General features: G+C 66.3%; 27 protein-coding genes. 18 read left to right on the top strand and 9 right to left on the bottom strand.

Annotated features, from left to right (window positions below):
* The first annotated feature begins 130 nt into the window (after nt 1-130).
* Together GL279_RS02715 and GL279_RS02710 are read left to right on the top strand one after the other, a co-directional pair.
* Nucleotides 131-496, top strand: a complete 366-nt coding sequence (locus GL279_RS02715) for a CidA/LrgA family protein (RefSeq protein WP_155063074.1) — start codon at nt 131-133, stop codon at nt 494-496.
* On the top strand, nt 493-1,209 hold the full coding sequence (locus GL279_RS02710; protein ID WP_155063073.1) for an LrgB family protein: 717 nt from the start codon (nt 493-495) through the stop codon (nt 1,207-1,209). Before GL279_RS02715 ends, GL279_RS02710 begins: the two co-directional genes overlap by 4 nt.
* A gap of 142 nt (nt 1,210-1,351) precedes the next feature.
* Here GL279_RS02710 and GL279_RS02705 read toward each other — a convergent pair whose 3' ends face one another.
* The gene (locus tag GL279_RS02705) at nt 1,352-1,672 is read right to left on the bottom strand and encodes a DUF6280 family protein (RefSeq protein ID WP_024842734.1); all 321 of its coding nucleotides are present in this window, start codon (nt 1,670-1,672) and stop codon (nt 1,352-1,354) included.
* Between the two features lie 352 nt (nt 1,673-2,024).
* Here GL279_RS02705 and efp point away from each other — a divergent pair, with 352 nt between their 5' ends.
* Complete coding sequence (gene efp / locus GL279_RS02700) at nt 2,025-2,588, top strand: elongation factor P (RefSeq protein WP_155063072.1); 564 nt, start codon at nt 2,025-2,027, stop codon at nt 2,586-2,588.
* A gap of 54 nt (nt 2,589-2,642) precedes the next feature.
* Nucleotides 2,643-2,948: a GNAT family N-acetyltransferase gene (locus GL279_RS02695; RefSeq protein WP_155063071.1), complete on the top strand. Its 306-nt coding sequence runs from the start codon at nt 2,643-2,645 to the stop codon at nt 2,946-2,948.
* On the opposite strand, the gene GL279_RS02690 is transcribed toward GL279_RS02695, so the two are convergent.
* The gene (locus GL279_RS02690) at nt 2,945-3,898 is read right to left on the bottom strand and encodes a LysR family transcriptional regulator (RefSeq protein WP_170293904.1); all 954 of its coding nucleotides are present in this window, start codon (nt 3,896-3,898) and stop codon (nt 2,945-2,947) included. The two genes, GL279_RS02695 and GL279_RS02690, sit on opposite strands and share 4 nt — an antisense overlap.
* A gap of 231 nt (nt 3,899-4,129) precedes the next feature.
* Between GL279_RS02690 and chvE the strand changes: the two genes are divergently transcribed.
* The 11 genes from chvE to ltnD all read left to right on the top strand — a co-directional run bounded on the left by chvE (nt 4,130) and on the right by ltnD (nt 15,817).
* Nucleotides 4,130-5,194 (top strand): multiple monosaccharide ABC transporter substrate-binding protein, encoded by a 1,065-nt coding sequence (gene chvE / locus GL279_RS02685; RefSeq protein ID WP_155063069.1) that lies wholly within the window; start codon nt 4,130-4,132, stop codon nt 5,192-5,194.
* A gap of 73 nt (nt 5,195-5,267) precedes the next feature.
* The gene (gene mmsA, locus GL279_RS02680) at nt 5,268-6,842 is read left to right on the top strand and encodes a multiple monosaccharide ABC transporter ATP-binding protein (RefSeq protein WP_155063068.1); all 1,575 of its coding nucleotides are present in this window, start codon (nt 5,268-5,270) and stop codon (nt 6,840-6,842) included.
* Complete coding sequence (gene mmsB / locus GL279_RS02675; RefSeq protein ID WP_155063067.1) at nt 6,835-8,022, top strand: multiple monosaccharide ABC transporter permease; 1,188 nt, start codon at nt 6,835-6,837, stop codon at nt 8,020-8,022. Before mmsA ends, mmsB begins: the two co-directional genes overlap by 8 nt.
* The gene (gene araD / locus GL279_RS02670) at nt 8,019-9,761 is read left to right on the top strand and encodes an L-arabinonate dehydratase (RefSeq protein ID WP_155063066.1); all 1,743 of its coding nucleotides are present in this window, start codon (nt 8,019-8,021) and stop codon (nt 9,759-9,761) included. Before mmsB ends, araD begins: the two co-directional genes overlap by 4 nt.
* The gene (locus tag GL279_RS02665; RefSeq protein ID WP_343039687.1) at nt 9,748-10,695 is read left to right on the top strand and encodes a Gfo/Idh/MocA family protein; all 948 of its coding nucleotides are present in this window, start codon (nt 9,748-9,750) and stop codon (nt 10,693-10,695) included. The genes araD and GL279_RS02665 overlap by 14 nt, the downstream gene beginning before the upstream one ends.
* A complete protein-coding gene (locus GL279_RS02660) occupies nt 10,689-11,597 on the top strand; it encodes a 2-dehydro-3-deoxygalactonokinase (RefSeq protein WP_155063064.1) in 909 nt (302 codons plus the stop codon). Before GL279_RS02665 ends, GL279_RS02660 begins: the two co-directional genes overlap by 7 nt.
* Complete coding sequence (locus GL279_RS02655; RefSeq protein WP_155063063.1) at nt 11,594-12,187, top strand: 2-dehydro-3-deoxy-6-phosphogalactonate aldolase; 594 nt, start codon at nt 11,594-11,596, stop codon at nt 12,185-12,187. The genes GL279_RS02660 and GL279_RS02655 overlap by 4 nt, the downstream gene beginning before the upstream one ends.
* Before the next feature lie 4 nt (nt 12,188-12,191).
* On the top strand, nt 12,192-13,040 hold the full coding sequence (locus GL279_RS02650) for an SMP-30/gluconolactonase/LRE family protein (RefSeq protein WP_155063062.1): 849 nt from the start codon (nt 12,192-12,194) through the stop codon (nt 13,038-13,040).
* On the top strand, nt 13,037-14,035 hold the full coding sequence (locus tag GL279_RS02645; RefSeq protein WP_155063061.1) for an aldose epimerase family protein: 999 nt from the start codon (nt 13,037-13,039) through the stop codon (nt 14,033-14,035). The genes GL279_RS02650 and GL279_RS02645 overlap by 4 nt, the downstream gene beginning before the upstream one ends.
* Nucleotides 14,036-14,087: 52 nt before the next feature.
* The gene (locus GL279_RS02640) at nt 14,088-14,840 is read left to right on the top strand and encodes a GntR family transcriptional regulator (protein ID WP_155063060.1); all 753 of its coding nucleotides are present in this window, start codon (nt 14,088-14,090) and stop codon (nt 14,838-14,840) included.
* Between the two features lie 74 nt (nt 14,841-14,914).
* On the top strand, nt 14,915-15,817 hold the full coding sequence (ltnD, locus tag GL279_RS02635) for an L-threonate dehydrogenase (protein WP_155063059.1): 903 nt from the start codon (nt 14,915-14,917) through the stop codon (nt 15,815-15,817).
* Between the two features lie 53 nt (nt 15,818-15,870).
* Here the strand turns inward: ltnD and GL279_RS02630 are convergent, their stop codons facing one another.
* The 7 genes from GL279_RS02630 to GL279_RS02600 are packed head-to-tail and all read right to left on the bottom strand — an operon-like array spanning nt 15,871 to nt 22,626.
* Complete coding sequence (locus GL279_RS02630) at nt 15,871-16,626, bottom strand: hydroxypyruvate isomerase family protein (protein ID WP_155063058.1); 756 nt, start codon at nt 16,624-16,626, stop codon at nt 15,871-15,873.
* A 50-nt stretch (nt 16,627-16,676) separates the two neighbouring features.
* The gene (locus GL279_RS02625; protein WP_155063057.1) at nt 16,677-17,516 is read right to left on the bottom strand and encodes an ureidoglycolate lyase; all 840 of its coding nucleotides are present in this window, start codon (nt 17,514-17,516) and stop codon (nt 16,677-16,679) included.
* 12 nt (nt 17,517-17,528) lie between these two features.
* Nucleotides 17,529-18,449 carry a DMT family transporter gene (locus tag GL279_RS02620; RefSeq protein ID WP_343039686.1) on the bottom strand — a complete coding sequence of 307 codons (921 nt, stop codon included), beginning with the start codon at nt 18,447-18,449 and terminating at the stop codon, nt 17,529-17,531.
* Nucleotides 18,446-19,141 carry a GntR family transcriptional regulator gene (locus tag GL279_RS02615; protein WP_155063056.1) on the bottom strand — a complete coding sequence of 232 codons (696 nt, stop codon included), beginning with the start codon at nt 19,139-19,141 and terminating at the stop codon, nt 18,446-18,448. The genes GL279_RS02620 and GL279_RS02615 overlap by 4 nt, the downstream gene beginning before the upstream one ends.
* 12 nt (nt 19,142-19,153) lie before the next feature.
* Nucleotides 19,154-20,089, bottom strand: a complete 936-nt coding sequence (locus tag GL279_RS02610) for a 2-hydroxyacid dehydrogenase (RefSeq protein ID WP_155063055.1) — start codon at nt 20,087-20,089, stop codon at nt 19,154-19,156.
* Between the two features lie 11 nt (nt 20,090-20,100).
* Entirely contained in the window at nt 20,101-20,835 is a 735-nt protein-coding gene (locus tag GL279_RS02605; protein WP_155063054.1) for an SDR family oxidoreductase, read from the bottom strand.
* Between the two features lie 9 nt (nt 20,836-20,844).
* Entirely contained in the window at nt 20,845-22,626 is a 1,782-nt protein-coding gene (locus GL279_RS02600; RefSeq protein WP_155063053.1) for an IlvD/Edd family dehydratase, read from the bottom strand.
* 139 nt (nt 22,627-22,765) lie between these two features.
* Here GL279_RS02600 and GL279_RS02595 point away from each other — a divergent pair, with 139 nt between their 5' ends.
* Genes GL279_RS02595 through denD form a run of 3 tightly spaced genes read left to right on the top strand, consistent with a single transcriptional unit; the run spans nt 22,766 to nt 25,807 of the window.
* Complete coding sequence (locus tag GL279_RS02595) at nt 22,766-23,677, top strand: dihydrodipicolinate synthase family protein (protein WP_155063052.1); 912 nt, start codon at nt 22,766-22,768, stop codon at nt 23,675-23,677.
* Entirely contained in the window at nt 23,674-24,804 is a 1,131-nt protein-coding gene (locus tag GL279_RS02590; protein ID WP_155063051.1) for a fumarylacetoacetate hydrolase family protein, read from the top strand. Before GL279_RS02595 ends, GL279_RS02590 begins: the two co-directional genes overlap by 4 nt.
* Before the next feature lie 31 nt (nt 24,805-24,835).
* Nucleotides 24,836-25,807 (top strand): D-erythronate dehydrogenase, encoded by a 972-nt coding sequence (gene denD / locus GL279_RS02585; protein ID WP_155063050.1) that lies wholly within the window; start codon nt 24,836-24,838, stop codon nt 25,805-25,807.
* The last annotated feature ends 20 nt before the right edge of the window (nt 25,808-25,827 follow it).

Below are 25,827 nucleotides of genomic sequence, written 5' to 3'. Positions count from 1 at the left end.
GTCCATCCCACAGGGGTCAATGGCGCCGATTTTTCCCGGTTTTGCGGCAATGAGTCAACCGCAGCCCCTAGATGTGGCGGCGCCGGGAATGTTATCCACAAGATTTGATCGGCCATTCGGGATGCCCGCCATGATACCCGCCCTTCTGATCCTGTTGTCATTTCAGCTGGCCGGAGAGGTCGCCGCCCGCAGTCTGGGCCTGTCACTGCCCGGCCCGGTGCTCGGGCTGGTGGCGCTTGTGCTCAGCTGCAGCCTGCGCCCGGCACTGGCCGAGCGGCTGCGCCCGGTGGTGCTGGGGCTTTTGGGCAACCTGTCGCTGTTCTTCGTGCCCGCCGGCGTCGGCGTGGTGGCGCATCTGGGCGAATTCCGCAGCGACGGGCTGGCGATCGCGGTGGCGCTGATGGCCTCGACCGCGCTGGCGATCGCGGTGGCGGCGCTGGTCTTTGTGCAGGTCGTCCGCCTGACCGGGCGCGGCAAGGCCGAGGTGCAGGAATGACCGATGCGGCGCTGATCTGGTCCTATCTGACGCAGGGGCCGCTGCTGTGGCTGACCGCGACGCTGGCGGCCTATTGGCTGGGCGACAGCTTTTTCCGCATGACCGGGCGGAAAAGCTGGGCCAACCCGGTGGCGGTGGCGGTGATCGTGCTGGCTCTGGTGCTGTGGAGCACCGGCACCAGTTACAAGACCTATTTCGAGGGCGCGCAATTCGTGCATTTCATGCTGGGCCCGGCGACCGTCGCGCTGGGGATGCCGCTCTATGACAACCTGTCGCGCGTGCGCCGCGCCGCGCTGCCGCTGGCGGCGGCGCTGCTGGCCGGTTCGCTGACCGCGATTGTCTCGGTGCTGGTGATCGGCAAGGCCTTTGGCCTGTCGGCCACCATGCTGGCCAGCCTTGCGCCGAAATCGACCACCGCGCCGGTGGCCATCGGCATCGCCGAGGGGCTGGGCGGCGAGCCGACGATCACCGCCGTGCTGGTGCTGCTGACCGGCATGTTCGGCGCGATCGTCGTGACGCCGCTGCTGAACCTGCTGCGGGTGCACGACTGGCGGGCGCGCGGCTTTGCCGTGGGGGTCGCCGCGCATGGCATCGGCACCGCCCGCGCCTTTCAGGTCAACGAGACCGCCGGCGCCTTTGCCAGCATCGGCATGGGGCTGAACGCCGTGCTGACCGCTGTGCTGGCGCCGCTGGTGCTGCGGCTGTTCCAGTAAGCAGCGCGGGGGACGCGGGCAATAAAAAGGCCCCTCGCGAACGAGAGGCTAGAAAACCTGGGCTGACGAACGGCAAGGGGCGGAAACGACCTTGCCGCTGTGGCCAGCCCTGCCGCACGGGCGGCGGGGCGCCGCAGCTGGATCAGGCCGCGTCGGCCTCTTCGGCGGCATGGCGGCGCTCGGATTCCTCGCGCGACAGCGCGACCGAGGTGCGCACGCCCTTGGCCACGAATTCCATCAGGCCCTTGACCACGCGCTCGTTCGGGTCGATGCCGGCGCAGGACAGAACCTCGCGCCCATCGCGTGAGCGTGCCCAACGTGCAATCTGATCGGGCCCGTTGCCGTATTTTTTGTCATCGGCGATGGCGTCATCCAATGCGGCCAGCACGACGGCGGCAAAAAGCTTGCGGGCCCGCTGCCCTTGCTCGAAATTGAAAGCCGAACCATCCACGAAATCGCGCATCTTTTCTTGAATCCTGTTTTTCTTGCTGCCGCATATCGACGGGCCCCCGGCCCTGTCGAGTCATTTTTGCCATTGACTGGCACCGCAGACCGGGGATTATCCGATCCCGGTGCCGATTCGGTATGGCCTCGCCGTCATGTCAGCCATGCGCCCCGCGCAAACCCCTGCAATTTCCAGTCTATTTTACGGGTCGTGACGAATTCACGACATCGCGAAGGCACGCCGTCGGCTTGACATCGCCCGGAATGCGATTCTGTTGCCTGCAGCCGTGCCAAGGGATATAGGTGCGCATCATCGCGGTTCAACCCTTGGGCCACAACGATTAACACAACCTTTTCAAGGTATTGGAAATATGCCCAAGATCAACGGCAACGAAATCAAGCCCGGCGTGGTGCTGGAACATGACGGCGGCCTGTGGGCGGCGGTCAAGGTGAACCACGTCAAACCGGGCAAGGGCGGCGCCTTTGCCCAGGTCGAGCTGAAGAACCTGCGCGACGGCCGGAAGCTGAACGAGCGCTTCCGGTCCGAGGACAAGGTCGAGCAGGTGCAGCTGGAGTTCAAGGACCAGCAATTCTTGTATGAAACCGACGGCAAGCTGGTGTTCATGGACAGCGAGACCTTTGAGCAGACCGAGCTGGACGCCGATCTGCTGGGCGACCGCCGTCCCTTCCTGCAGGACGGCATGATGGCCGCCATCGAATATTACGGCGACGAGGCGCTGTCGGTGCGCATCCCGCAAAAGGTCATCTGCAAGGTGGTCGAAACCGAGCCTGTCGTGAACGGCCAGACCGCCGCGAAAAGCTTCAAGCCGGCGATCCTCGACAATGGCGTGCGCGTCATGATCCCGCCCTTCGTCGGCACCGACGAGGATATCGTGGTGAACACCGAGCTTTTCGAATATTCGGAACGCGCCTGAACGGAGCCGGATGCGGTTCTTATGCGTTGAGGGGCAGGCCCCAGGAGAACGAGCATGTCCCAACCCGCCATTCGCGTCACGCATGAGGATCTTGGCACGGCCGGGCGCTATGTCGTCCATATGCCTGGCATCGATCCCGAGGCCGAGCTGACCTGGCGCAGCGCCAGCCCGGGCGTCATCGTCGCCGATCATACCTATGCCCCGCCGCAGATGCGGGGCACGGGCGTCGCCGAGGCCATGGTGCAGCAGCTGATCGCGGATGCCCGTAACAAGGGGCTGCGCATCGTGCCGGCCTGCAGCTATGTCCGGGCACAGTTCGACCGCCATCCCGACTGGGCCGGGCTGCGCGCCGAGGCCTAGCCGCGCCGCAGGTCCAGCTCGGTCCGCAGCACCGCCATGAAGGCGGCAACGGCGGGATTGCTGAGCTGCCCGCGCAGCGTGACCAGCGAATAGGCCGCGACATTCAGATCCTCGGCCACCGGCAGCAGCACTAGCGGCGCGCCGGGAAAATCGGCGAACTGCCGCGCCGCTGCGGCCGAGATCACCCCCACCGCCTGCGACTGCCGGGCAAAGGCCAGCGTCAGCATGATCGAGCCGGTCGCGATCACCGTTCGCGGCAGATCCAGCCCGCGCTGGTCCAGATAGCGCGCGACCGTGCCATGCAGCACGCTGCCCGCCGGCTGCATCACCCAGTCAAAGGCCAGACAATCGGCAAGGGTGCAATCGGGCCGGTCCAGCGCATGGCCCCGGCGCACGACCAGCGCCAAGGGCTCGGGGCCGACCGGGGTCTGCTCGAAGGGGGCGGGATCCAGCCGTTCGGGGATGCGGCCCAGATACAGGTCCAGCTCTCCGGCCAGCAGGGCGGCGGCCAGCCGGTCGCTGCTGTCGACCTTGATGATGACCCGCATCAGCGGCTCGGCGCGCTCCAGCCCGCGCACCACCGGCAGCACCAGATCCAGCGACGGCCCCGAAACCGAGCCCAGCCGCACCTGCCCGACCTGGCCACGCCCGATCGCCTGCACCTCGCGCCCGGCCAGATCGAGATCGCGCAACATGCTGCGCGCACGCTCGGCCAGCCGCTGCCCGGCCGGGGTCAGGCTGACGCCCCGGCTGTGACGCTGCGTCAGGGCGGTGCCGAACAGCCGCTCCAGATCGGCCAGCATCCGCGAGGCGGCGGGCTGGGTCATGTGCATGATGCCGGCGGCGCGGCCCAGCTGACCGCTGCGTTCCACCGCAACCAGCAGGGCCAGCTGCCGCAGTTTGACCCCACGGGCCAGCAAGTCGCCCCCGACATCATCCTGACGTGACATGTGTTTCATCCTGTTGTTAGCGCCCTGATATATCAGAATCGGCATAATACAGCGCGCAAACCGAAATTGACGCGTCCGATTGCAGCGGTCTAGCCTGTCCACAGGTGCGTGGCTGCAAGGCCGCCGCCGTGGAGGCGGCCCGATCGGCCCCGCCACAAGGGGGGAAGCAGCGAAAGACAGCAAGGGCGCGCTCGACGCCATCTTTCGTATGCGCAAAAAACGGGAGGAAAAATGTTCAACCTCAGGACTATCGCCCTGGCGGCGGCTTCGGTCATGGCGCTTTCGGTGCCGGGAATCGCTTCGGCCGAAGGCATGGTGGGCATCTCGATGCCGACCAAGACCTCGGCGCGCTGGATCGCCGACGGCGACAACATGGTCAAGCAGTTCCAGGAAGCGGGCTATCAGACCGACCTGCAATATGCCGATGACGACATTCCGAACCAGCTGTCGCAAATCGAAAACATGATCACCAAGGGCGTGAACGTGCTGGTGATCGCGGCCATCGACGGCACCACGCTGTCAAACGCGCTGGCCAATGCGAAGGCCGCCGATATCAAGGTGATCGCCTATGACCGCCTGATCCGCGACACGCCCGATATCGACTATTACGCCACCTTCGACAACTTCAAGGTCGGCGTCGAGCAGGCCAACACGCTGGTCGAGGGCCTGAAAGAGCGGTTCCCGGATGTGAAGCCGTGGAACGTCGAGCTGTTCGGCGGCTCGCCGGACGACAACAACGCCTTCTTCTTCTACGACGGCGCCATGTCGGTGCTGCAACCTATGATCGACTCGGGCGCCATCGCGGTGCCTTCGGGCCAGATGGGCATGGACAAGGTCGGCACCCTGCGCTGGGATCCGGCCACCGCGCAATCGCGCATGGATAACATCCTGTCGGCCAATTACACCGACAAGCATGTGAACGGCGTGCTGTCGCCCTATGACGGGCTGTCCATCGGCATCCTGTCCTCGCTCAAAGGCGTGGGTTACGGCTCGGGCGATCTGAAGATGCCGATCGTTTCGGGTCAGGACGCCGAACTGCAATCGGTCAAGTCGATCCTCGCGGGCGAGCAATACTCGACCATCTTCAAGGACACCCGCGAACTGGCGAAAGTCACCGTCAGCATGGTCAACGCCATGATGAAGGGCGAAGAGCCGCAGGTGAACGACACCAAGACCTACAACAACGGCGTCAAGGTCGTCCCCTCCTACCTGCTTGAGCCGGTCGCCGTGACCGAAAAGAACCTCAAGGACGTGCTGGTCGGCTCGGGCTATTACACCGAAGATCAGCTGAAGTGACCCAAGATGCGCCGTCGCGGGGCCGGTTGCGGCCCGGCGGCGGCGTTTTGCGTTCAGGCAAGGGGGAACAGCAATGAACGCCATTCTGGAAATGCGCGGGATCACCAAGGAATTCCCGGGCGTCAAGGCGCTGGACAATGTCAACATCACCGTGCAGCGCGGCGAGATCCGCGCGCTTTGCGGTGAAAACGGCGCCGGCAAATCCACGCTGATGAAGGTGCTGTCGGGCGTCTATCCGCATGGCTCGTATCAGGGCGAGATCCTGTATAACGGCAAGCCGATGGCGTTTCGCGGCATCCCGGACAGCGAAGAACAGGGCATCGTCATCATCCACCAGGAGCTTGCTCTGGTGCCGCAGATGTCGATTGCCGAGAACATCTTTCTGGGCAACGAGCTTGCCCATCGCGGTGTGATCGACCGTCATGAGACGAACCGCCGCACCGCCGAGCTGCTGGCGAAAGTCGGCCTGCGCGAAAGCCCCGAAACCAAGGTTGGCACGCTGGGCATGGGCAAGCAGCAGCTGGTCGAGATCGCCAAGGCGCTGTCGAAAAAGGTCGATCTGCTGATCCTCGACGAGCCGACCAGTTCGCTGAATGAAAACGACAGTGCCGCGCTGCTGCGTCTTTTGGCCAGTTTCCGCGAACAGGGCATGACCGCGATCATGATCTCGCACAAGCTGAACGAAATCAGCCAGCTTTGCGACAGCATCACGGTGATCCGCGACGGCGCCACCGTGGCGCATCATCAGGGTATGGTGCCCGAAAGCCAGATCATCAAGGACATGGTCGGGCGCTCGATGAATGACCGCTATCCGCCGCGCGAGCCCAAGATCGGCGAAGTGGTGATGCAGGTCCGCGACTGGACCGTGGCCGATCCGACCCGCGATGGCCGGCTGATGGTCGACAGCGCCAGCTTCGATCTGCGGCAGGGCGAGGTCCTGGGCATCGCAGGGCTGATGGGCGCGGGCCGGACCGAATTGGCCATGTCGATCTTTGGCCGCTCGATGGGCGAATTCCGCAAGGGCTCGGTCAAGATCCACGGCAAAGAGGTCGATGTCTCGACCGTGCCCAAGGCGATCAAGGCCGGCCTTGCCTATGTGACCGAGGACCGCAAGTCGCTGGGCCTCGTGCTGATCGACACGATCAAGCGCAATATCCCGCTGGCCAACCTGCCCGGCATCGCGCCCAAGGGCGTCATCGACCGCGAGAAAGAGGGCAAGGTTGCCCGCGACTATCGCAAGCAGATCAACATCCGCTCCTCCTCGGTCGATCAGGCCACGGTGAACCTGTCGGGCGGCAACCAGCAAAAGGTCGTGCTGGCGAAATGGCTGTTCTCGGGTCCCGAGATCCTGATTCTGGACGAGCCGACGCGCGGCATCGACGTCGGCGCGAAATATGAAATCTACACCATCATCCGCGACCTCGCGGCCGCCGGAAAATCCATCATCGTGGTCTCGTCCGAGATGCCCGAACTCCTGGGCATCACCGACCGCATCCTCGTCATGAACGAGGGCCGGCTGGTTGGCGATCTGCCGACCGCCGAGGCGACGCAGGAAAAGATCATGTCCATCATCATCCACTCGGGCCACGACCTGACCGACGAATCGGTCACCCCCGAGCAAATCGAGGCGGAGGCAGCCCATGTCTGACAGCACCGAGACCCGCAGCAGCGGGGATACCTTCGGCTTCATCCGCCGCAACATCCGCGAATATGGCATCCTCTTCGCCCTGATCATCATCATGGCGTTCTTTCAGATCGTCACCGGCGGCATCCTGTTCCGCCCGGTGAACCTGACCAACCTGTTCCTGCAAAACAGCCATATCGTCATCATGGCGGTGGGGATGCTCTTGATCATCGTGGCCGGGCATATCGACCTGTCGGTCGGCTCGGTCGCGGCCTTCGTCGGGGCGCTTGCTGCGCTGATGATCGTCAAGATGGGCCTGCCGATCCCGGTCGTGGTGGTGCTGAGCCTTGTCGCCGGGGCGCTGATCGGCGCCGCGCAGGGCTATTGGATCGCCTATTGGAAGATCCCCAGCTTTATCGTCACGCTGGCGGGCATGCTGGTGTTCCGCGGCCTGACCATGTGGATCCTCAAGGGGCAGTCCATCGGCCCCTTCCCGCGCGAATTCCAGATGATCGCCTCGGGCTTCATCCCGGACCTGTTCGGCGTGGGCAAGCCCAATGCGCTGTCGCTGGTGCTGGGCTGGGCCGCCGCCGTCTCGATCCTGTGGCTGCAGATCCGCGCCCGCAAGCGCGAAGAGGCCGTGGGCATCGCCGATGAGCCCTTCGCCTTTTTCGCCGCCAAGAACGCGCTGATCTTTGTCGCGCTGGTCTGGATGACCTGGGCGCTGGCGAATTTCCGCGGCCTGCCCAACGTCTTCATGGTGATGGCGGTGCTGGTGGCGCTTTATGCCTTCATCTCTGAACGCACGACCATCGGCCGCTGGATCTATGCCATCGGCGGCAATGCCAAGGCGGCGAAACTGTCGGGCATCAACTCGGAACGGGTGGTGTTCCTGACTTTCGTCAACATGGGGATGCTGGCGGCGCTGGCGGGTCTGGTGGTCTCGGCCCGGCTGAACTCGGCCACGCCCAAGGCAGGCGTCGGGTTTGAACTGGACGTGATCGCGGCGGTGTTCATCGGCGGCGCCTCGATGGCGGGCGGCGTCGGCACCGTGATCGGGGCTGTGGTCGGCGCCTTCATCATGGGCGTGATGAACAACGGCATGTCCATTCTGGGGATCGGCATCGACTATCAGCAGGTCATCAAGGGCCTCGTGCTGATGGCCGCCGTCATCTTCGACGTTTCCAACAAGAGCAAATCATGACTTTCAAACCCGCTGAGTGGCCGCGCAAGCTGCGGTCACAGCACTGGTATGGCGGCAACTCGCGCGACACCATCTATCATCGCGGCTGGCTCAAGAATCAGGGCTATCCGCATGACCTGTTCGACGGCCGCCCGGTCATCGGCATCCTGAACACCTGGTCCGACCTGACCCCCTGCAACGGCCATCTGCGCGAGCTGGCCGAAAAGGTCAAAGTGGGCGTCTGGGAGGCCGGCGGCTTTCCGGTCGAGGTTCCGGTGTTTTCCGCCAGCGAGAACACCTATCGCCCGACCGCGATGATGTATCGAAACCTCGCCGCCATGGCGGTCGAGGAAGCGATGCGCGGCCAGCCCATCGACGGCGCCGTGCTGCTGGTCGGCTGTGACAAGACGACGCCCAGCCTGCTGATGGGCGCGGCCTCGACCGACATTCCCTCGATCGTCGTCACCGGCGGGCCGATGCTAAACGGCTGGTTTCAAGGCGAGCGCGTCGGCTCGGGCACGCATCTGTGGAAATTCTCCGAGGCGGTGAAGGCCGGAGAGATGACGCAGGACGAATTCCTTGAAGCCGAGCAGGCGATGAGCCGTTCGTCCGGTACCTGCAACACGATGGGCACCGCCAGCACCATGGCCAGCATGGCCGAGGCGCTTGGCATGGCGCTGTCCGGCAATGCCGCGATCCCGGCGGTGGACAGCCGCCGCCGCGTCATGGCGCAGCTGACCGGCCGGCGCATCGTGCAGATGGTCAAGGACGACCTGAAGCCCAGCGACGTGATGACCAAAGAGGCTTTTGAAAACGCCATCCGCACCAATGGCGCCATCGGCGGGTCCACCAATGCGGTGATCCATCTGCTGGCGCTAGCGGGCCGGGTCGGCGTCGATCTGACGCTGGACGACTGGGACCGCTGCGGCCGCGACATTCCGACCATCGTGAACCTGATGCCTTCGGGCAAATATCTGATGGAGGAGTTCTTCTATGCCGGCGGCCTGCCCGTCGTGCTGAAGCGTCTGGGCGAGGCGGGCGTGCTGCATCGCGACGCGCTGACCGTCTCGGGCGAGAGCATCTGGGATGAGGTCAAGGACGCCCGCAACTGGAATGAGGACGTGATCCTGCCGGTCGAAAAGGCGCTGACGCCGCAAGGCGGTATCGCGGTCCTGCGCGGCAATCTGGCGCCGGGCGGCGCGGTCCTGAAGCCCTCGGCCGCCAGCCCACATCTGATGCAGCATCGTGGCCGCGCCGTGGTGTTCGAGGACATCGACGACTACAAGGCGCGCATCAATGACGACGCGCTCGACATCGACGAAAACAGCGTCATGGTGATGAAATACTGCGGTCCCAAGGGCTATCCCGGCATGGCCGAGGTCGGCAATATGGGTCTGCCGCCCAAGGTGCTGAAAAAGGGCATCACCGACATGGTGCGGATTTCCGACGCGCGCATGTCGGGCACGGCCTATGGCACCGTGGTGCTGCACACCTCGCCCGAGGCGGCGCGCGGCGGTCCCTTGGCCATCGTGCGGACCGGCGACTGGATCGAGCTGGACGTGCCGAACCGCCGTCTGCATCTGGACCTGAGCGACGAGGAAATCGCCCAGCGGCTTGCGGACTGGACCCCGCCCGTCGATCCGCCCGCCAGCGGCTATGCCCGCATGTTCCACGACCATGTCGAAGGTGCGGATACCGGCGCCGACTTCGACTTCCTGAAAGGCTGCCGGGGACGCGAGGTTGGCCGTGACAGCCACTGACAAGCCCGGCATCGATCTGGGCATCATCGGTTTCGGCAAGATCGCCCGCGACCAGCATCGCGCGGCGCTGGACGCCTCGCCCGTGTTCCGTCTGGCGGCGACCGTCGATCCGGTGAACCGGGCCGAGGGCGTCGAGGCCTTCGCTGATCTGGACAGCTTCCTGCGCCAGATGCCGCAGGTGCAGGCGGTGGCGCTGTGCACGCCGCCGCAGGTGCGTTTCGCCGTCGCGCGTCAGGCGCTGCTGGCGGGCAAGCATGTGCTGCTGGAAAAGCCGCCGGGCACAACCGTCTCCGAGGTGATGACGCTGGAACGCATCGCCTGCGATCAGGGACGGGTGCTCTTCACCGCATGGCACAGCCAGTTCGCCCCGGGCATTCCGGGCGCCAAGGCGTGGCTTGCCGACAAGCGCATCACCGGCCTGACCGTCACCTGGCGCGAGGATGTGCGGCGCTGGCACCCGGGACAGGACTGGATCTTTGCCCCCGGCGGTACCGGCGTCTTTGACCCCGGCATCAACGCCTATTCCATCCTGACCCATATCCTGCCGGTCGCGCTTTACACGACGCAGGCCGAGCTGGAATTCCCCGAAAACCGCGACACCCCCATCGCGGCCCGGCTGAAGATGCTCTCCGAAGAGGGCGCGCCGGTCGATCTTGACTTCGACTTCCGCGAAACCGGCGTGCAGACCTGGGACATGCGGATCGAGACGGATCGCGGCGTGCTGGAGCTGTCGCAGGGCGGCGCCACGGTGATCATCGACGGTCAGGCGATTGCCAGCGAAAGCTCGCTTTCAGGCGAATACGACCGGATCTATGCCCGCTTTGCCCAGCTGATCCAGCGCGGCGAAAGCGATGTGGATCTGGCGCCGTTCCGCCATGTCGCCGATGCGATGATGCTGGGGCGCCGCATCCAGACCGCCGGCTTCGCATGGTAAGGCCGGACTGGATCGCGGTCGATTGGGGCACCACCCGGCTGCGGGCCTGGGCCATGCAGGGCAACGCGGCGCAGGACAGCCGCGCCTCGGATCAGGGCATGGGCAAGCTTGCCCCCGACCAGTTCGAGCCGGCGCTGCTGGATCTGGTCGCGGACTGGCTGCCGCCCGCAGGCGAAAAGCCGATGCCGGTCATCGCCTGCGGCATGGTCGGTGCGCGCACCGGCTGGGTCGAGGCCGATTATCGTCAGGTGCCCTGCACGCCCCTGGACCCGCACCGCGCCACCCGGCCGCCGGTCAAGGATCCGCGCCTGTTGGTGCATATCCTGCCCGGCCTTTGCCAGTTCGACCCGCCCGATGTGATGCGCGGCGAGGAAACCCAGATCGCCGGCTTTCTGGCCGCGCATCCCGATTTCCACGGGACGCTCTGCCTGCCCGGCACGCATTGCAAATGGGTCGGCATCCGCGCGGGCGAGGTCATCGGCTTTCACACCTTCATGACCGGCGAGCTTTACGCGCTTCTCAGCGGGCAATCGGTGCTGCGCCTGACCGTGGGCGATGCCCGGCCCGAGGCCGCGGCCTTTGACGCGGCGGTGGCGCAGGCGCTGGCCGCGCCCGAAACCGTGGCGCTGCACCTGTTCCCGCTGCGCGCGGCGGCGCTGTTGCAGGGGCTGACGCCGGCCGAAGGCGCGGGCCGGCTGTCGGGCCTGCTGATCGGCGCCGAGATCGCGGCGGCCCGCGCGCTCTGGAGCGGACGACACGTCGCCGTGATCGGCGCGCCCGAGTTGTCGCAGCTTTATGTCAGGGGCTTGACCATGGCCGGCGGCGATGCCTACGAACAGGATGGCGCGGCACTGGTCCTTGCGGGCCTGTCGGCGGCGGCCACAGCCTTGGAGAAGACATGACCAGCCCCATCATCGCCATCCTGCGCGGCCTGACCCCCGCCGAGGCCCTTCCCGTCGGCGAGGCATTGATCGCAGCCGGCATCGACCGGATCGAGGTGCCGCTGAATTCGCCTGACCCGCTGGAAAGCGTGCGGCTGATGTCCACGGCCTTTGCCGGGCAGGCGGTGATCGGGGCCGGCACCGTGCTGACGCCCGAGGACGTGACCCGCGTCGCCGATGCCGGCGGGCGGCTGATCGTCTCGCCCAACATGAACCCCGAGGTGATCCGCGAAAGCCGCCGGCTGGGGCTGGAATCATGGCCGGGCGTGTTCACCGCCACCGAATGTTTCGCCGCAATCGCCGCCGGCGCCAGCGGGCTGAAACTGTTCCCCGCCGATCAGGCCGGTCCCGGCCTGCTCAAGGCGCTGCGCGCGGTGCTGCCGCCCGAAATGCCGGTCTATGCCGTGGGCGGCGTCGGCCCGCATAATTTTGCCGAATGGTTCGCGGCCGGCGCGCAGGGCTTTGGCATCGGCGGCTCGCTTTACCGCCCCGGCGACAGCGCCGAGACGGTGGGCGCCCGCGCGCGCGAGATCGTCGCCGCGCTGGAATGATCCGATGCGCCACACGCTCTTCGACCCCCGCATCTGCACTCTGGGAGAGGGCGCGTTCTGGCACCCCGAACGGCAGCAGGCCTTCTGGTTCGACATCCTCGACCGCCGCCTGCTCAGCCGCCACCACGGGCGCGAGCTGGAATGGCGCTTTCCCGAGCGCGTCTCGGCGGCGGGCTGGATCGACCGCGACAGCCTGCTGATCGCCAGCGAAACCGCGCTGCTGCGTCTGGACCTGAACGACGGCAGCACCCGGCCCTTGGCCGCGCTGGAGCCCGACCTGCCCGGCAACCGCTCGAATGATGGCCGGGCTGATCCCTGGGGCGGTTTCTGGATCGGCACCATGGCGCTGGATGCCAGCGCGGGCGCCGGGGCGATCTATCGCTATTTCGACGGCCAGCTGCACAAGCTTTACGACGGCATCAGCATTCCGAATGCCATCTGCTTTTCGGCCCCGGCCCGGATCGCCTATTACGCCGACACCGCGCAGCAGACCGTCTGGATGCAGGATCTGGACGATCAGGGCTGGCCCGTGGGGGCGCCGCAGGTGTTTCTGGATTTCACCGGCACCGAGGATTACCCCGACGGCGCCGTGCTGGATGCGCAGGGCAACTTCTGGAACGCGCGCTGGGGGCGCGGCGCGCTGGTCTGCCACGCGCCCACCGGAGAGGTGCTGGACGAAATCAGGCTGCCGGCGGCGCAGGCCACCTGCCCCGCCTTCATCGGCGAACATCTGGACCGCATCCTCGTGACCAGCGCCGCCGAGGGGCTGGCCGGCGCCGAGGATGGCCGCAGCTGGCTGGTGCTGCCCGGCAACGGCATCCGCGGCCTGCCCGAGCCCCGCGTCCGGGCATGAGCAGGTTCGGCCGGCTGCCTGACGGCGAACAGGTCATCAGCACCGTGCTGCAGGCCCATGGCCTGCGGCTGACGACGATCAGCTGGGGCGCCTCGGTTCAGGATCTGCGCCTGCAGGGTGTCCCGCATCCGCTGGTGCTGGGTTTTCCCACGCTCGCCCCCTATCTGACCGCCGGAGGCCGCTATTTCGGCGCCATCGTCGGCCGGGCCGCGAACCGCATCGCCGGCGGAGAGGCCGTTCTGGACGGCCGGCAGCTGCATCTTGACCGCAACGAGGCCGGGCGCAACACATTGCACGGCGGCAGTCAGGGCAGCGGCCAGCGCAACTGGCGCCGCGTGGCGCTTGGCCCCGATCACATCGCCTATGCCGATCACCTGCCCGACGGGCATATGGGCTTTCCGGGCAATCTGCTGGTGCGCGCCACCTATCGCCTGCGCCCCAGCTCGATCCTTGAAATCGAGATCCTTGCCATCTCGACCGCCGCGACCCTGTGCAACTTTGCCCAGCACAGCTATTTCAACCTCGACGGCAGCGACAGCATCCGCGACCACGAACTGACCTGCCCGGCGACGCATTACCTGCCGGTCGATGACGCGCTGATCCCGCTGGGCGAACCGGCGCCGGTCGATGGCACGGCGCTGGATTTCCGCAGCCCGGTGCCGCTGGGCCCCCGTCTGGATGAGACCGTGATCGACCACAACCTCTGCCTCGACCGCCAGCGCCTGCGCGAGCCGCGCCCGGTGGCCAGCCTTCAGGCCGGCCGCGTCCAGATGCAGATCGAGACGACTGAACCCGGCCTGCAGGTCTATACCGGCGACCACATCCGCCCCGGCAGCACCGGCATTTCGGGCCACCGCTATGGCCGCAACGCCGGGATCGCGCTGGAACCGCAATGCTGGCCCGACGCGCCGCATCACCCCGACTACCCCTCGATCCGGCTTGAGCCCGGCGTGATCTACCGCCAGACCACCATTCTGCGCTTTGCCCAGCAGTGATATGGTTGACGCACAGGGTGCTTTCGCCGGAACATACCGGCAGGAGGAGATCATGGACGTCGAACCTGCCCAGCGGATCCGCCCGCGTGACTGCACCGCCGGCGGCGACCAGCCGGCGGCTGCGCAAATGCACGAGCTGCTGCGCAAGCGGATTGTCAGCGGCGATCTGATGCCGGGCACCCGGCTTTCGGAACAGGACATCGCCGACCAATACGAATTGTCGCGCCAGCCGGTGCGCGAGGCCTTCATCCGCCTCGCCGCCGAGGGATTGCTGGAAATCCGGCCACAGCGCGGCACCTTCGTCACCCGGATCAACATGGACTGGGTGCTCGACACCCGCTTCATCCGCGAATCGGTCGAGGCCGACATCACCCGCATCGCCACCCGCATGGCCGCGCCGCAGCAGATCGACCGGCTGAACCGGCTTCTGGAACTGCAGGCCGGCCTTGGCAATGACGATGTCGCGGCCCTGGTGGCCCTGGACGAGGAATTCCACGCCACCCTTGCCGCCATCGCCGGCAAGACGCTGGTCTGGTGCCATCTGCAGGGGCTCAAGATCCACCTCGACCGCGTGCGCCATCTGGTCTCGGTGGTGACGCCGCCGGATGTGATGCTGGAACAGCACCGCAGCGTGGTCGAGGCCATCGCCGAAAAAGATCCTGACCGCGCCGAGGCACTGATGCGGCTGCACCTGCGCCGGGTGTTCGAGGATCTGCCGGCGATCATGGAGCTGTCGCCCGAATTGTTCCTGACCAGCGATCCGGCCCTGTCGCGGATGCATTACGATCTCAGCATGAACGTCTAAGACCGCCCCAAATTGACAATGTATACATTTCCGGTGATCCTGCTGCAGGGCAGCCACAACGGGGGAAGCCGGGCATGACCATCAGTACCGCAGTGATCGGATTGGGCTCGATGGGGCTTGGCGCCGCCCTGTCGCTGGCGCGGGCAGGCATCGCCGTGCGCGGCGTCGATCTGAACCCGCAGCCGGTGGCCGAGCTTGTCGCCGCAGGCGGTCAGGCCGCCGCCAGCCCGGCCGAGGCGGCGCGTGATGCCGATGCGGTCTTTGTCTATGTCATCAATGCCGCGCAAACCCGCGAGGTGCTCTTCGGCACGCAGGGCGCGGTGGCGGCGGCCCGGCCCGGCACCGTCTTCGTGCTCTGCCCGACCATGCAGCCACAGGATGCCGTCGCCATCACCTCCGATCTGGCACAGGCCGGCATGCTGGCGCTCGACGCCCCGGTCTCGGGCGGTGCCGCCAAGGCGCGCAGCGGCGAAATCAGCATCACGGCCTCGGGGCCCACGGCCGCCTTCGACCGCATCGCCCCGGCGCTTGATGCCATCGCGGCCCGCGTCTTCCGCCTTGGCGAGACGCCCGACGCCGGCAGCCGCATGAAGCTGATCAACCAGCTGCTCGCCGGCGTCCACATCGCCGCCATGGCCGAGGCAATGGTGCTGGCCGCCAAATCCGGCCTCGACCTCGCCACGGTGCAAGAGGTGATCACCGAATGCGCCGGCAACAGCTGGATGTTCCAGAACCGGGGCCCGCAGGTGATTTCGGGCGATTACACCCCCTTCTCGGCCGTCGATATCTTCGTCAAGGATCTCGACATCGTCACCCGCTCGGCCAAGGCGCTGCAAACCCCGACCCCGCTGGCCGAGGCGGCACTGGCACTTTACCGCGAGGCCAGCGCCGCCGGCCTCGGCCGGCAGGCCGACGCCAGCGTGGCTAAAGTGCTCGCCGCCAAGGCCGGCGCGCGCCTGCCGGGCGACCCCGGCTAGGCTTTCACCATTTTCCAAATACCCATGCGACCGCGCCACCGGCCCAAGCGGCCTCAGGTCGCGCGCAACTGCGGCAACCAGCCCAGACTGTCCTCGGTCGGGCCGGCGGGCCGGTATTCCGCACCGATTGGCCGCTGCCAGCCCAGATCCCGCAGCACCCGGCAGATATGGCGATAATCCAGCTCGCCGTGATCCGGCGCGCCACGGTCGGGCACGGCAGCAATCTGGACGTGACCGATGATCGGCATGAGCGCCTGCAGGCGGCGGCTCAGATCGCCCTCCATGATCTGCAGATGATAGCAGTCGAACATCAGCTTCAGGTTCTCCTGCCCGGCCCGCTCGATCAGCCGCAGCGCCTGTCCCGAGCGCGACAGGAAATAGCCCGGCGCATCATAACGGTTCAGCGGCTCGATCAGGATGGTCAGATCGGGCGCCGCACGGCAGGCATGGGCAAGGTTGGCCAGAAAGATCGCCTCGGCGGCCGGACCCTCGGCGACACCGGCCATGACATGGACCGCACCACAGCCGATGGCACGGGCATAGGCGATGGCGCGGTCGATCTCGGCGCGCGCCTCGGCCTCGCGCCCGGGCAGTGCGGCCAGCCCGTTCTCGCCCGGCAGGCCGCGCCGCGTGTTCAGCCCCAGCATCGGCAGACCGGTCTCGGCCAGCGCAGCCAAAACCGCCTCGGGCGCGGTCTCATAGGGCCAATGACATTCGACCGCGTCGAACCCCGCCGCAGCCGCCGCCCGGATCGCGCCGGGCAGGTCCAGCCCGGCCCAGAGAAAGCCCAGATTGGCCGAAAACCGCATTGCCACCCCCAAATGGACAGCGGCGGGGACATCGCCCCGCCGCCTTGGCCTCAGCGCCGCACCGTCTGGCTTTGCTCGCCCAGCCCCTCGATGCCCAGCCGGATCACCTCGCCGCCCTTCAGGAACACCGGCGGCTTTTGCCCCATGCCGACACCCGGAGGCGTGCCGGTGGTGATCACATCGCCCGGCAGCAGCGTCATCAGCCGCGAGCAATAGGCGACCAGTTCGGCGACCGTGAAGATCATCGTCTTGGTCGAGCCGTTCTGATAGCGCTTGCCATCGACATCCAGCCACATGGTCAGGTTCTGCACATCGGCAACCTCGTCGCGCGTCACCAGCCACGGGCCGATCGGACCAAAGGTGTCAAAGCCCTTGCCCTTGTCCCAGGTGTTGCCGCGCTCCAGCTGCCATTCGCGCTCGGACACATCGTTGACCACGCAATAGCCGGCGACATGGTCCAGTGCCTCGGCCTCGCTGACCTGACGCGCGGTCTTGCCGATCACCACGCCCAGCTCGACCTCCCAATCGGATTTCACCGAACCGGGCGGCAGCACCACATCGTCATTCGGGCCGACGATGCAGCTGGTCCATTTGTTGAAGACCACCGGCTCGGCGGGGACGGCCATGCCGCTTTCGGCGGCGTGATCGGCATAGTTCAACCCAATGGCGACGAATTTGCGCACCTGCCCGACGCAGGCGCCCAGACGCGGCGAACCCTCGACCAGCGGCAGGCCGTTCACGTCCAGCTCGGCCAGCTCGGCCAGCGCCTCGGGGGTCAGCGCCTCGCCGGCGATGTCCGAAACATGGCCCGAGAGGTCGCGGATGCGGCCCTCGCCGTCAAGGATGCCGGGCTTTTCCTGACCCTCGGGGCCATAGCGCAAAAGTTTCATCTGTTTCCCTCCTTAGTTCCGTTCAGACTGTTCCGAAGAAATCGAGATTGCGGAAGTCCTGATTGCGGCAATTCTCTTTCGCCGTCCCGACAGCCAAAGCAGCGCGCCGCCAGCGATGATGACCAGCGCCCCCAGCAGCGTCGAGGCACCCGGCACCTGATGAAACACCAGATAGCCCGCGATGCTCGCAAACAGCAGCTGCACATAGACGACCGGCGCCAGAACCGAGGCATCCGCCATGCGATGCGCCAGCGTCACCAGACTGTGCGAGCTGGCACCGAACAGGCCAATCAGGCACATCATCAGCACCACCAGCCCATCGGCCGGCTGCTGCCATTGCAGATAGGCCAGGGGCGCCAGCGCCAGCGTGGCGATGCCGCTGGCCCAGATCTGCTGGGTCGCGGTCGATTCAGTCGCCAGCATCCGCGACAGGATGAAATAGAGCGAGGTGCACATGCACGAGCCCAGCGACAGAAAGATCGCCCAATGCAGATGCGCGTTCCAGGGCGACACCACGATCAGCACGCCGGCAAAGCCCAGCAGGATGGCGATGAACTGCATCGGCCCGACCTTTTCGCCCAATAACGGCACCGCCAGCAGCGTGACGATGACCGGGCTTGCGAACATGATCGCCGTCACCGTGGTCAGCGGCAGATACCCCAGCGCGACGAAGTTCAGCCCGGTGCTGCCCAGCAGGCAAAGCGAGCGCAACAGCTGCAACCGCGGATTGACCGAGCGCAGCACGCCCAACCCCTTTTTCGGCAGCGTCACCGCCAGCGTCGCCAGCAGATGGCCGGCATAGCGCACGAAAGCCACCTGCAACGCCGCCAGCCCCGAGCCGATCAGCCATTTCGCCGTCGTGTCGAGTGAGGCGAACAGCGCCACCGCTGCGGCAAACATCAACATCCCCATCAGGGTGCGGTTGCGGTTCACGTCGCCTCTCCGGGGCGTGTCTTTGGCTGATCCTGCATGTCCTGCCCGTGCTCCTCGCGGAAATGGTCCTCGATATTCGCGACCATTGCCCCCAGATGGGCGCCGATCTCGGCCTTGATCGCCGTCACATCGCGGGCAGCCAGCGCGGCGTGGATCGCCTTGTGCTGGCGCAGCACGCGTTCGCGTGACAGCTTGCGGCGGGCCGAGAGATAGCGCGCCCGCCACAGGCGCGCCATATAGGATCCATGCGTTTCGCGCAGGGCAGCATTATGGCTGGCAGCAACGATCGAGGCGTGGAACTGCATGTCCAGCTCGAACACGTCGAGGGTGTCGGCCTCGCCATAGATGGCTTCGATACGGTCCTTGAGCGCGCCGATGGCGGCGATCTCGGCGTCGGTGGCGCGGGCGCAGGCCAGTTCGCCCGACAGCATCTCCAGCGCATGCAGCACATGGATCTGGTCGATCAGCTCGCTCAGCGAGGGATCGGCAACGACCGGGCTGCGCAGCGGGCGCAGCACCACCAGCCCCTCCTTGGCCAGAATGCGGATCGCCTCGCGCATGGGGGTGCGCGACACGCCCTGACGTTCGGCATTGTCGCGTTCCTTGATCGGCGCACCCGGCGGCAAATTGCCGCGCAGGATCTCGCGCCGCAATTCATAGGCGATGGCCTCGGCAAGCGTATCCTCGGTCATCGCGGCCCCGCCCTAGTTCACCGGAGTGACGAGCGGCTCGTCGCCCAGCAGCGCAAGGATGTTCTGGCGTTGCAACGCGCCCATCGCCGCGCGCGTCTCATGCGTGGCAGACCCCACATGCGGCAGCAGCGTGACATTGGAGAGCGCCAGAAAACGCGGGTCGATCCGGGGTTCGTTCACGAACACGTCCAGCCCCGCGCCGCGCAGCCGGCCCTGTTCCAAAGCATCCAGCAATGCCGCCTCATCGACGACCGACCCGCGCGAGATATTGACCAGAATGCCATCCGGCCCCAGCGCCGCGATCACCTCGGCCGAGACGAGCCCCGCCGTTTCGGGGCCGCCGACCACGGCGATCACCAGATCATCGACCGCCGCCGCCAGCGCCACCGGATCGGCATGCCACTGCCAGCCGGGCGTCGGTTTTTCGCTGCGGGCGAAATAATGGATCTCGGCCTTGAAGGCGGCCAGCCGGTCGGCGATCTCGCGCCCGATACGGCCAAGGCCAAGGACGCCTATGCGGCGGCCCGACATCTTGCGCGCCAGCGGGAATTCCCCCTGCGGCCAGTTGCCGGCGCGGGTCCAGATATCCGCCGCGACCATGCGCCGGCTTTCGGCCAGCAGCAGCGCGACGGCCAGATCGGCCACATCGTCGTTCAGCACATCGGGCGTGTTGGTGACGCGGATGCCGCGCGCCGTGGCGTCGCCCACGTTGATCGCATCATAGCCGACGCCGAAATTGGCAATCAGCCGCAGGTTCGGCAGCAGGTCCATCACGGCGCCGTCCAAAGCCGCATGGCCCTTGTAGGCCATGGCCTCGACCTCGGCGCGCTCGGGCACGGACAGGGCGGAGATTGCGTCCAGCCCTGCCAGCATCCGCGCGCCCAGATCACCCTGCAAGGCCGCCCGATCCTCGTCGGAATAAGCTCCGATTGCCAGAACCCGTGCCATCTGCCCTCCGCTCAGCCGCGCCCGATATAGGGCATGTTGGTGGCCATCACCGTCAGCCACTGGATATTCGTGCCTTCGGGCATGGTTGCCATATGCCAGACGGCGCGGGCAACCTCGGTCGCATCCATCACCGGCTCGACCCGGACCGAGCCATCGGCCTGCGGCACGCCCTTGGTCATCGCTTGCGCCATGTCCGTCAGCGCATTGCCGATGTCAATCTGGCCGCAGGCAATGTTGAAGGGCCGACCGTCCAGCGACAGCGTGCGCGTGAGCCCGGTGACGGCATGTTTCGACACCGTATAAGGCACCGAGCCCGGACGCGGCACATCGGCCGAGATCGAGCCGTTGTTGATGATGCGCCCGCCCATCGGATCTTGCCGGCGCATCTGCCGGAAGGCCGCGCGGGCGCACAGGAACATGCCCGAGATGTTCACATCCGTCACCGCGCGCCATTCCTCATAGCTGATCTCGTCGATCAGCCGCGAGATCAGCACCGCGCCGGCATTGTTAAACAGCGCGTCAAGCCGGCCCCATTGCGCCACCGCCTGTGCAAAGGCCGCATCCACGGCTGCCGGGTCGGTCACGTCGCAGGGCAGCACCAGCGCACCCTGATGACCGGCGGCGGTCTCGGCCAGCGCCTCTTCGCGCCGACCGATCAGGCCCACGTGCCAGCCATGTTCCAGAAACAGCCGCGCGGTGACGCGGCCGATGCCGCTGCCAGCCCCGGTGATCAGGATATTGGGCATGTCCTCTCCCTAGTGGTTGTCGCGTGGCAGGGTCTGCCGGGTCTTTTGATAGGCGGTCGCCAGCTCAAGACAACCACCCTGCGCCAGTTGCCCGACCTCCTTGCGGTAGATTTCCTCCCAAGGGGTCTGGCATTCCAGCACCGGCGGTGTCCAGGCGTCCTTGCGGGCCTGCCATTCGGCATCCTCGACCAGCGCGTTCAGCGTGCCCGCGTTCAGGTCCAGCCGCACCCGGTCGCCGGTCTGCAGATAGGCAAGGCCACCGCCCACCACCGATTCCGGGCTGGCGTTCAGGATAGAGGGGCTTTCCGAGGTGCCCGATTGCCGCCCGTCGCCCACCGTCGGCAGGTGGTTGATGCCCTGTTTCAGCAGCGCGTCCGGCGGCTGCATGTTCACCACCTCGGCGCTGCCCGGATAGCCGACGCAGCCCACGTTGCGGATGAAGAGGATGCAGTTTTCGTCGATCGCCAGCGCCGGGTCGTTGATGCGCTCGTGGTAATCCTCGGGGCCCTCGAAGACGATGGCGCGGGCCTCGTGCACGCCCTCATGGCCGGGATCGGACAGGAAGCGGCTGCGGAAATCGGCCGAGATCACGCTGGTCTTCATCAGCGCCGAATCGAACAGATTGCCCGACAGCACAAGGAAACCGGCATTCGGCCGCAGCGGCTCGGCATAGGTCTTGATCACCGCATGGTCGCGGCTTTCCCAACCGATCAGGTTCTGGCCCATCTTTTGCCCGGTGACGGTCATGCAGTTTTCGTGCAGCCGTCCGGCGCGCTTCAGCTCGCCCATCACCGCAGGCACGCCCCCGGCATGGAAGAAGCTTTCCCCCAGATATTCCCCGGCGGGCTGCATGTTGACCAGCAGCGGCACGTCAAAGCCGACCTTCTGCCAGTCGGTCACGTCCAGCTCGACACCGATATGGCGGGCGATGGCCTGCAGATGCGGCGGCGCGTTGGTCGAGCCGCCGATGGCCGAGTTGACCACGATGGCATTCTCGAACGCCTCGCGGGTCAGGATGTCGCTGGGTTTCAGGTCCTCATAGACCATGTCAACGATGCGCTTGCCGGTCAGGTAAGCCATGTTCATCCGCTCGCGGAAGGGCGCGGGAATGGCCGAGCAGCCGGTCAGCGACATGCCCAGTGCCTCGGCCATGGCGTTCATCGTGCTGGCGGTGCCCATGGTGTTGCAATGGCCAAGGCTGGGCGCGCTGGCGCAGACCCGCGACATGAACTCGTCATAGTCGATCTTGCCTTCCGACAGCAGGCGGCGGCTTTCCCAGACCACGGTGCCGGAACCCGCGCGCTTGCCCTTCCACCAGCCGTCCAGCATCGGGCCGCCGTTCAGGGTGATCGCCGGAATGTCCACGGTCGCCGCGCCCATCAGCATGGCGGGCGTGGTCTTGTCGCAGCCGGTGGTCAGGACGACCCCGTCCAGCGGATAGCCGTGCAGCACCTCGACCAGACCCAGATAGGCCAGGTTGCGGTCCAGCGCCGCCGTGGGGCGCTTGCCGGTTTCCTGGATCGGATGCACCGGGAATTCCATCGGGATGCCGCCGGCGTCGCGGATGCCGGCCTTGATGCGGTCCATCAGGAAGACGTGGATCTTGTTGCAGGGCGCCAGATCGCTGCCGGTCTGGGCGATGCCGATGATCGGGCGGGCCGATTGCAGCTCTTCGCGGGTGTATTCCTGATTCAGGTATCGCTCGATGTAGAGCGCGGTCATGCCGGGGTTGTTCGGATTGTCGAACCATTCCTGCGACCGGAACCGCTTGTTTGCACGCGTATTGCCCATGGCATGATCCCCCTTCTGGCATCCGTGGCGGCTGTGGGTGAAGCGTTGGTATACCAAAATTGAAACATCGGGAAGGGGGCGGCTTGCATGGAATGAATTTTGGTATACCATCCGCGCCAGATTTGAGGGGATCTCTGACATGGCAAAATATTCGGGCATCTGGCCGGTCGCGCCGGTTGCGTTCAACGATGACGGGTCGCTGGACCTTGAGGGCAATCGCCGCATTCTGGACTGCATGGTGGATCAGGGCGTCGATGGCATCTGTATTCTGGCGAATTTCTCGGAACAGTTCCTGATCTCGGACGCCGAGCGCGAGACGCTGACGCGGCTGTCGCTGGAACATGTCGCCGGCCGGGTGCCGGTGATCGTGACCATCAGCCATTTCGCCACGCCCATCGTCGTCGAACGCGCCCGGCTGGCGCGCGATCTGGGCGCGGCCATGGTGATGATCATGCCGCCCTATCACGGCGCGCTGCTGAAGGGCACGGCCGAGCAGACCTATGAGCAATTCGCCGAGGTCTCCAAGGTCGGGCTGCCGATCATGATCCAGGATGCGCCGCTGTCGGGCGTCGATCTGCCGGTGCCGCTGCTGGTGCGGATGGCCAACGAAATCGAGCAGGTGAAGCTGTTCAAGATCGAATGCCCGCGCGCGGCGGCGAAACTGCGCGCGCTGATCGAGGCCGGTGGCGATGCCATCGAGGGCCCCTTTGACGGCGAAGAGGCGATCACGCTGCTGGCTGATCTGGATGCGGGTGCGACCGGGACCATGACCAGCGCCATGATCGCCGACCAGATCAAGCCGGTGCTGACCCATTGGGCCGCCGGCGACCGTGCGGCGGCGACCGCCGCCTATGCCCGCATCCTGCCCGCGGTGAACCATGAAAACCGGCAATGCGGCTTTCTGTCGGCCAAGGCGGTGATGGTCGAGGGGGGCGTGATCCGCAGCGATTTCAGCCGCCATCCGATCCCGCCGCTGCACCCTGCGACGCGCGCCATGCTGCTGGATCTGGTGCGGCCGCTGGATCCGATCGCGCTGCGCTGGGGCAAATGATGGACCTGCCCCGCGACGGTATCTTCGTCGGCCGCGTCTGGCGTCCCGGCCTCGGCCCCTGTCTGGTCACGCTGCGGGGGGGCGCGATGATCGACATCACCACCCGCGCCGTCCCGACCATGCGCGACCTGATCGAACTGGACGATCCGGTGGCGCATGTCGCCGCCACGCCCGGCGAGGCGGTCGGCGATTTCACCCTGCTCGCCCCCGCCGATCTGCAGGCGATCAAGGCCAGCGGCGTGACCTTCGCCGCCTCGATGGTCGAGCGCGTGATCGAGGAGCAGGCGGCGGGCGATCCCGACGCCGCCGAGGCGATCCGCGCCCGCATCGGCGCCGCCATCGGTGCCAGCTTGCGCGGCATCAAGCCGGGCAGCCCCGAGGCCGCCCGCGTCAAGGAGGCCCTGCTGGCCGAGGGGCTCTGGTCGCAATATCTCGAGGTTGGCATCGGCCCCGATGCCGAAATCTTTACCAAATGCCAGCCGATGGCCGCCGTCGGCCATGGCGCGCAGGTCGGGCTGCACCCGATCAGCCGCTGGAACAACCCCGAGCCCGAGATCGTGCTGGCGGTGGACAGCCGCGGCCGGATCAAGGGCGCGACGCTGGGCAATGACGTGAACCTGCGCGATGTCGAGGGGCGCTCGGCACTGCTTCTGGGCAAGGCCAAGGACAACAATGCCTCGTGCAGCATCGGGCCAATGATCCGGCTGTTCGATGCCGGCTATACGCTGGACCAAGTGCGGCAGGCCGAACTGACGCTGCGGGTCGAGGGCGCGGACGGATTCGTGCTGGATGGCGCCAGCTCGATGTCCCAGATCAGCCGCGATCCGGCGGATCTGGTGGCGCAGATGCTGGGCCGCCACCATCAATATCCCGATGGCGCCATGCTGTTTCTGGGCACGCTCTTCGCGCCGACGCAGGATCGCGGCGCCAAGGGTCAGGGCTTTACCCACAAGCCGGGCGACCGGGTGACGATCAGCGAGCCGCATCTGGGCGCGCTGGAAAACACCGTGCGGCTGTCGACCGAATGCCCGGAATGGCGATTTGGCACCGCCGCCCTGATGCGCAATCTGGCCGGTCGCGACCTGCTTGAACCTCTGGCGTCGCCGGAATCGGCAATGTATACATAAACCGACCGGAGCGAGGGAGGAAGGTTCTGACATGAAGCTGTTGATCATCGGCGCCGCAGGCATGGTGGGCCGCAGGCTGGCAGAGACCATTCTGCGCGACGGCACGCTGGGCGGGGCGCGCGTGGATACCCTGACCGCCTTTGACGTGGTCAAGGCCGGGCTTTCCACCACCGACCGCGTGACCGAGATCGCCGGCGACATTTCCGACCGCGCCACCGTCGAGCGGCTGGTGGCAGATCGCCCCGATGTGATCTTTCATCTGGCCGCCATCGTCTCGGGCGAGGCCGAGGCCGATTTCGACAAGGGCTATGCCATCAATCTGGATGGCACCCGCTATCTGTTCGAGGCGATCCGCGCCCAAGGCGGCGACTATCACCCGCGCGTGGTCTATACCTCGTCGATCGCGGTCTTTGGCGCGCCCTTCGAGGACAAGATCACCGACACCTTCATCACCGCGCCGATGACCAGCTATGGCGCGCAGAAGATGATCGGCGAGCTCTTGCTGAACGACTATTCGCGCAAGGGCTTCTTTGACGGCGTGGGCATCCGGCTGCCCACCATCGTCGTGCGTCCGGGCAAACCGAACAAGGCGGCCTCGGGCTTTTTCTCGGGCATCATCCGCGAACCGCTGGCCGGTCTGGACGCCGTGCTGCCGGTCGATGACAGCGTGCGCCATTGGGTCGCCAGCCCTGACGCCGCCGTGGGCTTCCTGCTGCATGCGGCGACCATGGACACCGCGCCCTTGGGCGCGCGGCGCTGCCTGACCATGCCGGGCCTGTGCGTCAGCATTACCGACATGATCGAGGCCCTGCGCGCCGTCGCGGGCGACGCGGCTGTCGCCCATATCAAGCGCGAACCCGACCAGACCATCCGCACGATCGTCGCCGGCTGGCCGCAGGATTTTGCCCCCGAGCGGGCGCTGGCCGCGGGCTTTGTCGCCGATACGGATTTCCAGTCGATCATCCGGTCGCATCTGCGCGATACCGCCGATGCGACCGGCTGAGTCCGGCAGCAGGAAACGCG

The organism is Paracoccus limosus, assembly GCF_009711185.1.
Classification (GTDB): Bacteria; Pseudomonadota; Alphaproteobacteria; order Rhodobacterales; family Rhodobacteraceae; genus Paracoccus; species Paracoccus limosus.
The sequence above is the reverse complement of the archived record's forward strand: the minus strand, read 5'-3'. Positions and strand labels throughout refer to the sequence as shown.

Coding starts and splice junctions, on each gene's coding strand:
- GL279_RS02655 (WP_155063063.1), top strand. CDS start 11,594: ATGACCAGCCCCATCATCGCCATCCTGCGCGGCCTGACCCCCGCCGAG.
- GL279_RS02710 (WP_155063073.1), top strand. CDS start 493: ATGACCGATGCGGCGCTGATCTGGTCCTATCTGACGCAGGGGCCGCTG.
- GL279_RS02650 (WP_155063062.1), top strand. CDS start 12,192: ATGCGCCACACGCTCTTCGACCCCCGCATCTGCACTCTGGGAGAGGGC.
- GL279_RS02645 (WP_155063061.1), top strand. CDS start 13,037: ATGAGCAGGTTCGGCCGGCTGCCTGACGGCGAACAGGTCATCAGCACC.
- GL279_RS02640 (WP_155063060.1), top strand. CDS start 14,088: ATGGACGTCGAACCTGCCCAGCGGATCCGCCCGCGTGACTGCACCGCC.
- GL279_RS02695 (WP_155063071.1), top strand. CDS start 2,643: ATGTCCCAACCCGCCATTCGCGTCACGCATGAGGATCTTGGCACGGCC.
- araD (WP_155063066.1), top strand. CDS start 8,019: ATGACTTTCAAACCCGCTGAGTGGCCGCGCAAGCTGCGGTCACAGCAC.
- GL279_RS02600 (WP_155063053.1), bottom strand. CDS start 22,626: ATGGGCAATACGCGTGCAAACAAGCGGTTCCGGTCGCAGGAATGGTTC.
- GL279_RS02625 (WP_155063057.1), bottom strand. CDS start 17,516: ATGAAACTTTTGCGCTATGGCCCCGAGGGTCAGGAAAAGCCCGGCATC.
- mmsB (WP_155063067.1), top strand. CDS start 6,835: ATGTCTGACAGCACCGAGACCCGCAGCAGCGGGGATACCTTCGGCTTC.
- GL279_RS02605 (WP_155063054.1), bottom strand. CDS start 20,835: ATGCCCAATATCCTGATCACCGGGGCTGGCAGCGGCATCGGCCGCGTC.
- GL279_RS02690 (WP_170293904.1), bottom strand. CDS start 3,898: ATGTCACGTCAGGATGATGTCGGGGGCGACTTGCTGGCCCGTGGGGTC.
- GL279_RS02590 (WP_155063051.1), top strand. CDS start 23,674: ATGATGGACCTGCCCCGCGACGGTATCTTCGTCGGCCGCGTCTGGCGT.
- GL279_RS02615 (WP_155063056.1), bottom strand. CDS start 19,141: ATGACCGAGGATACGCTTGCCGAGGCCATCGCCTATGAATTGCGGCGC.
- GL279_RS02610 (WP_155063055.1), bottom strand. CDS start 20,089: ATGGCACGGGTTCTGGCAATCGGAGCTTATTCCGACGAGGATCGGGCG.
- efp (WP_155063072.1), top strand. CDS start 2,025: ATGCCCAAGATCAACGGCAACGAAATCAAGCCCGGCGTGGTGCTGGAA.
- GL279_RS02595 (WP_155063052.1), top strand. CDS start 22,766: ATGGCAAAATATTCGGGCATCTGGCCGGTCGCGCCGGTTGCGTTCAAC.
- ltnD (WP_155063059.1), top strand. CDS start 14,915: ATGACCATCAGTACCGCAGTGATCGGATTGGGCTCGATGGGGCTTGGC.
- GL279_RS02660 (WP_155063064.1), top strand. CDS start 10,689: ATGGTAAGGCCGGACTGGATCGCGGTCGATTGGGGCACCACCCGGCTG.
- mmsA (WP_155063068.1), top strand. CDS start 5,268: ATGAACGCCATTCTGGAAATGCGCGGGATCACCAAGGAATTCCCGGGC.
- chvE (WP_155063069.1), top strand. CDS start 4,130: ATGTTCAACCTCAGGACTATCGCCCTGGCGGCGGCTTCGGTCATGGCG.
- denD (WP_155063050.1), top strand. CDS start 24,836: ATGAAGCTGTTGATCATCGGCGCCGCAGGCATGGTGGGCCGCAGGCTG.
- GL279_RS02630 (WP_155063058.1), bottom strand. CDS start 16,626: ATGCGGTTTTCGGCCAATCTGGGCTTTCTCTGGGCCGGGCTGGACCTG.
- GL279_RS02715 (WP_155063074.1), top strand. CDS start 131: ATGATACCCGCCCTTCTGATCCTGTTGTCATTTCAGCTGGCCGGAGAG.
- GL279_RS02705 (WP_024842734.1), bottom strand. CDS start 1,672: ATGCGCGATTTCGTGGATGGTTCGGCTTTCAATTTCGAGCAAGGGCAG.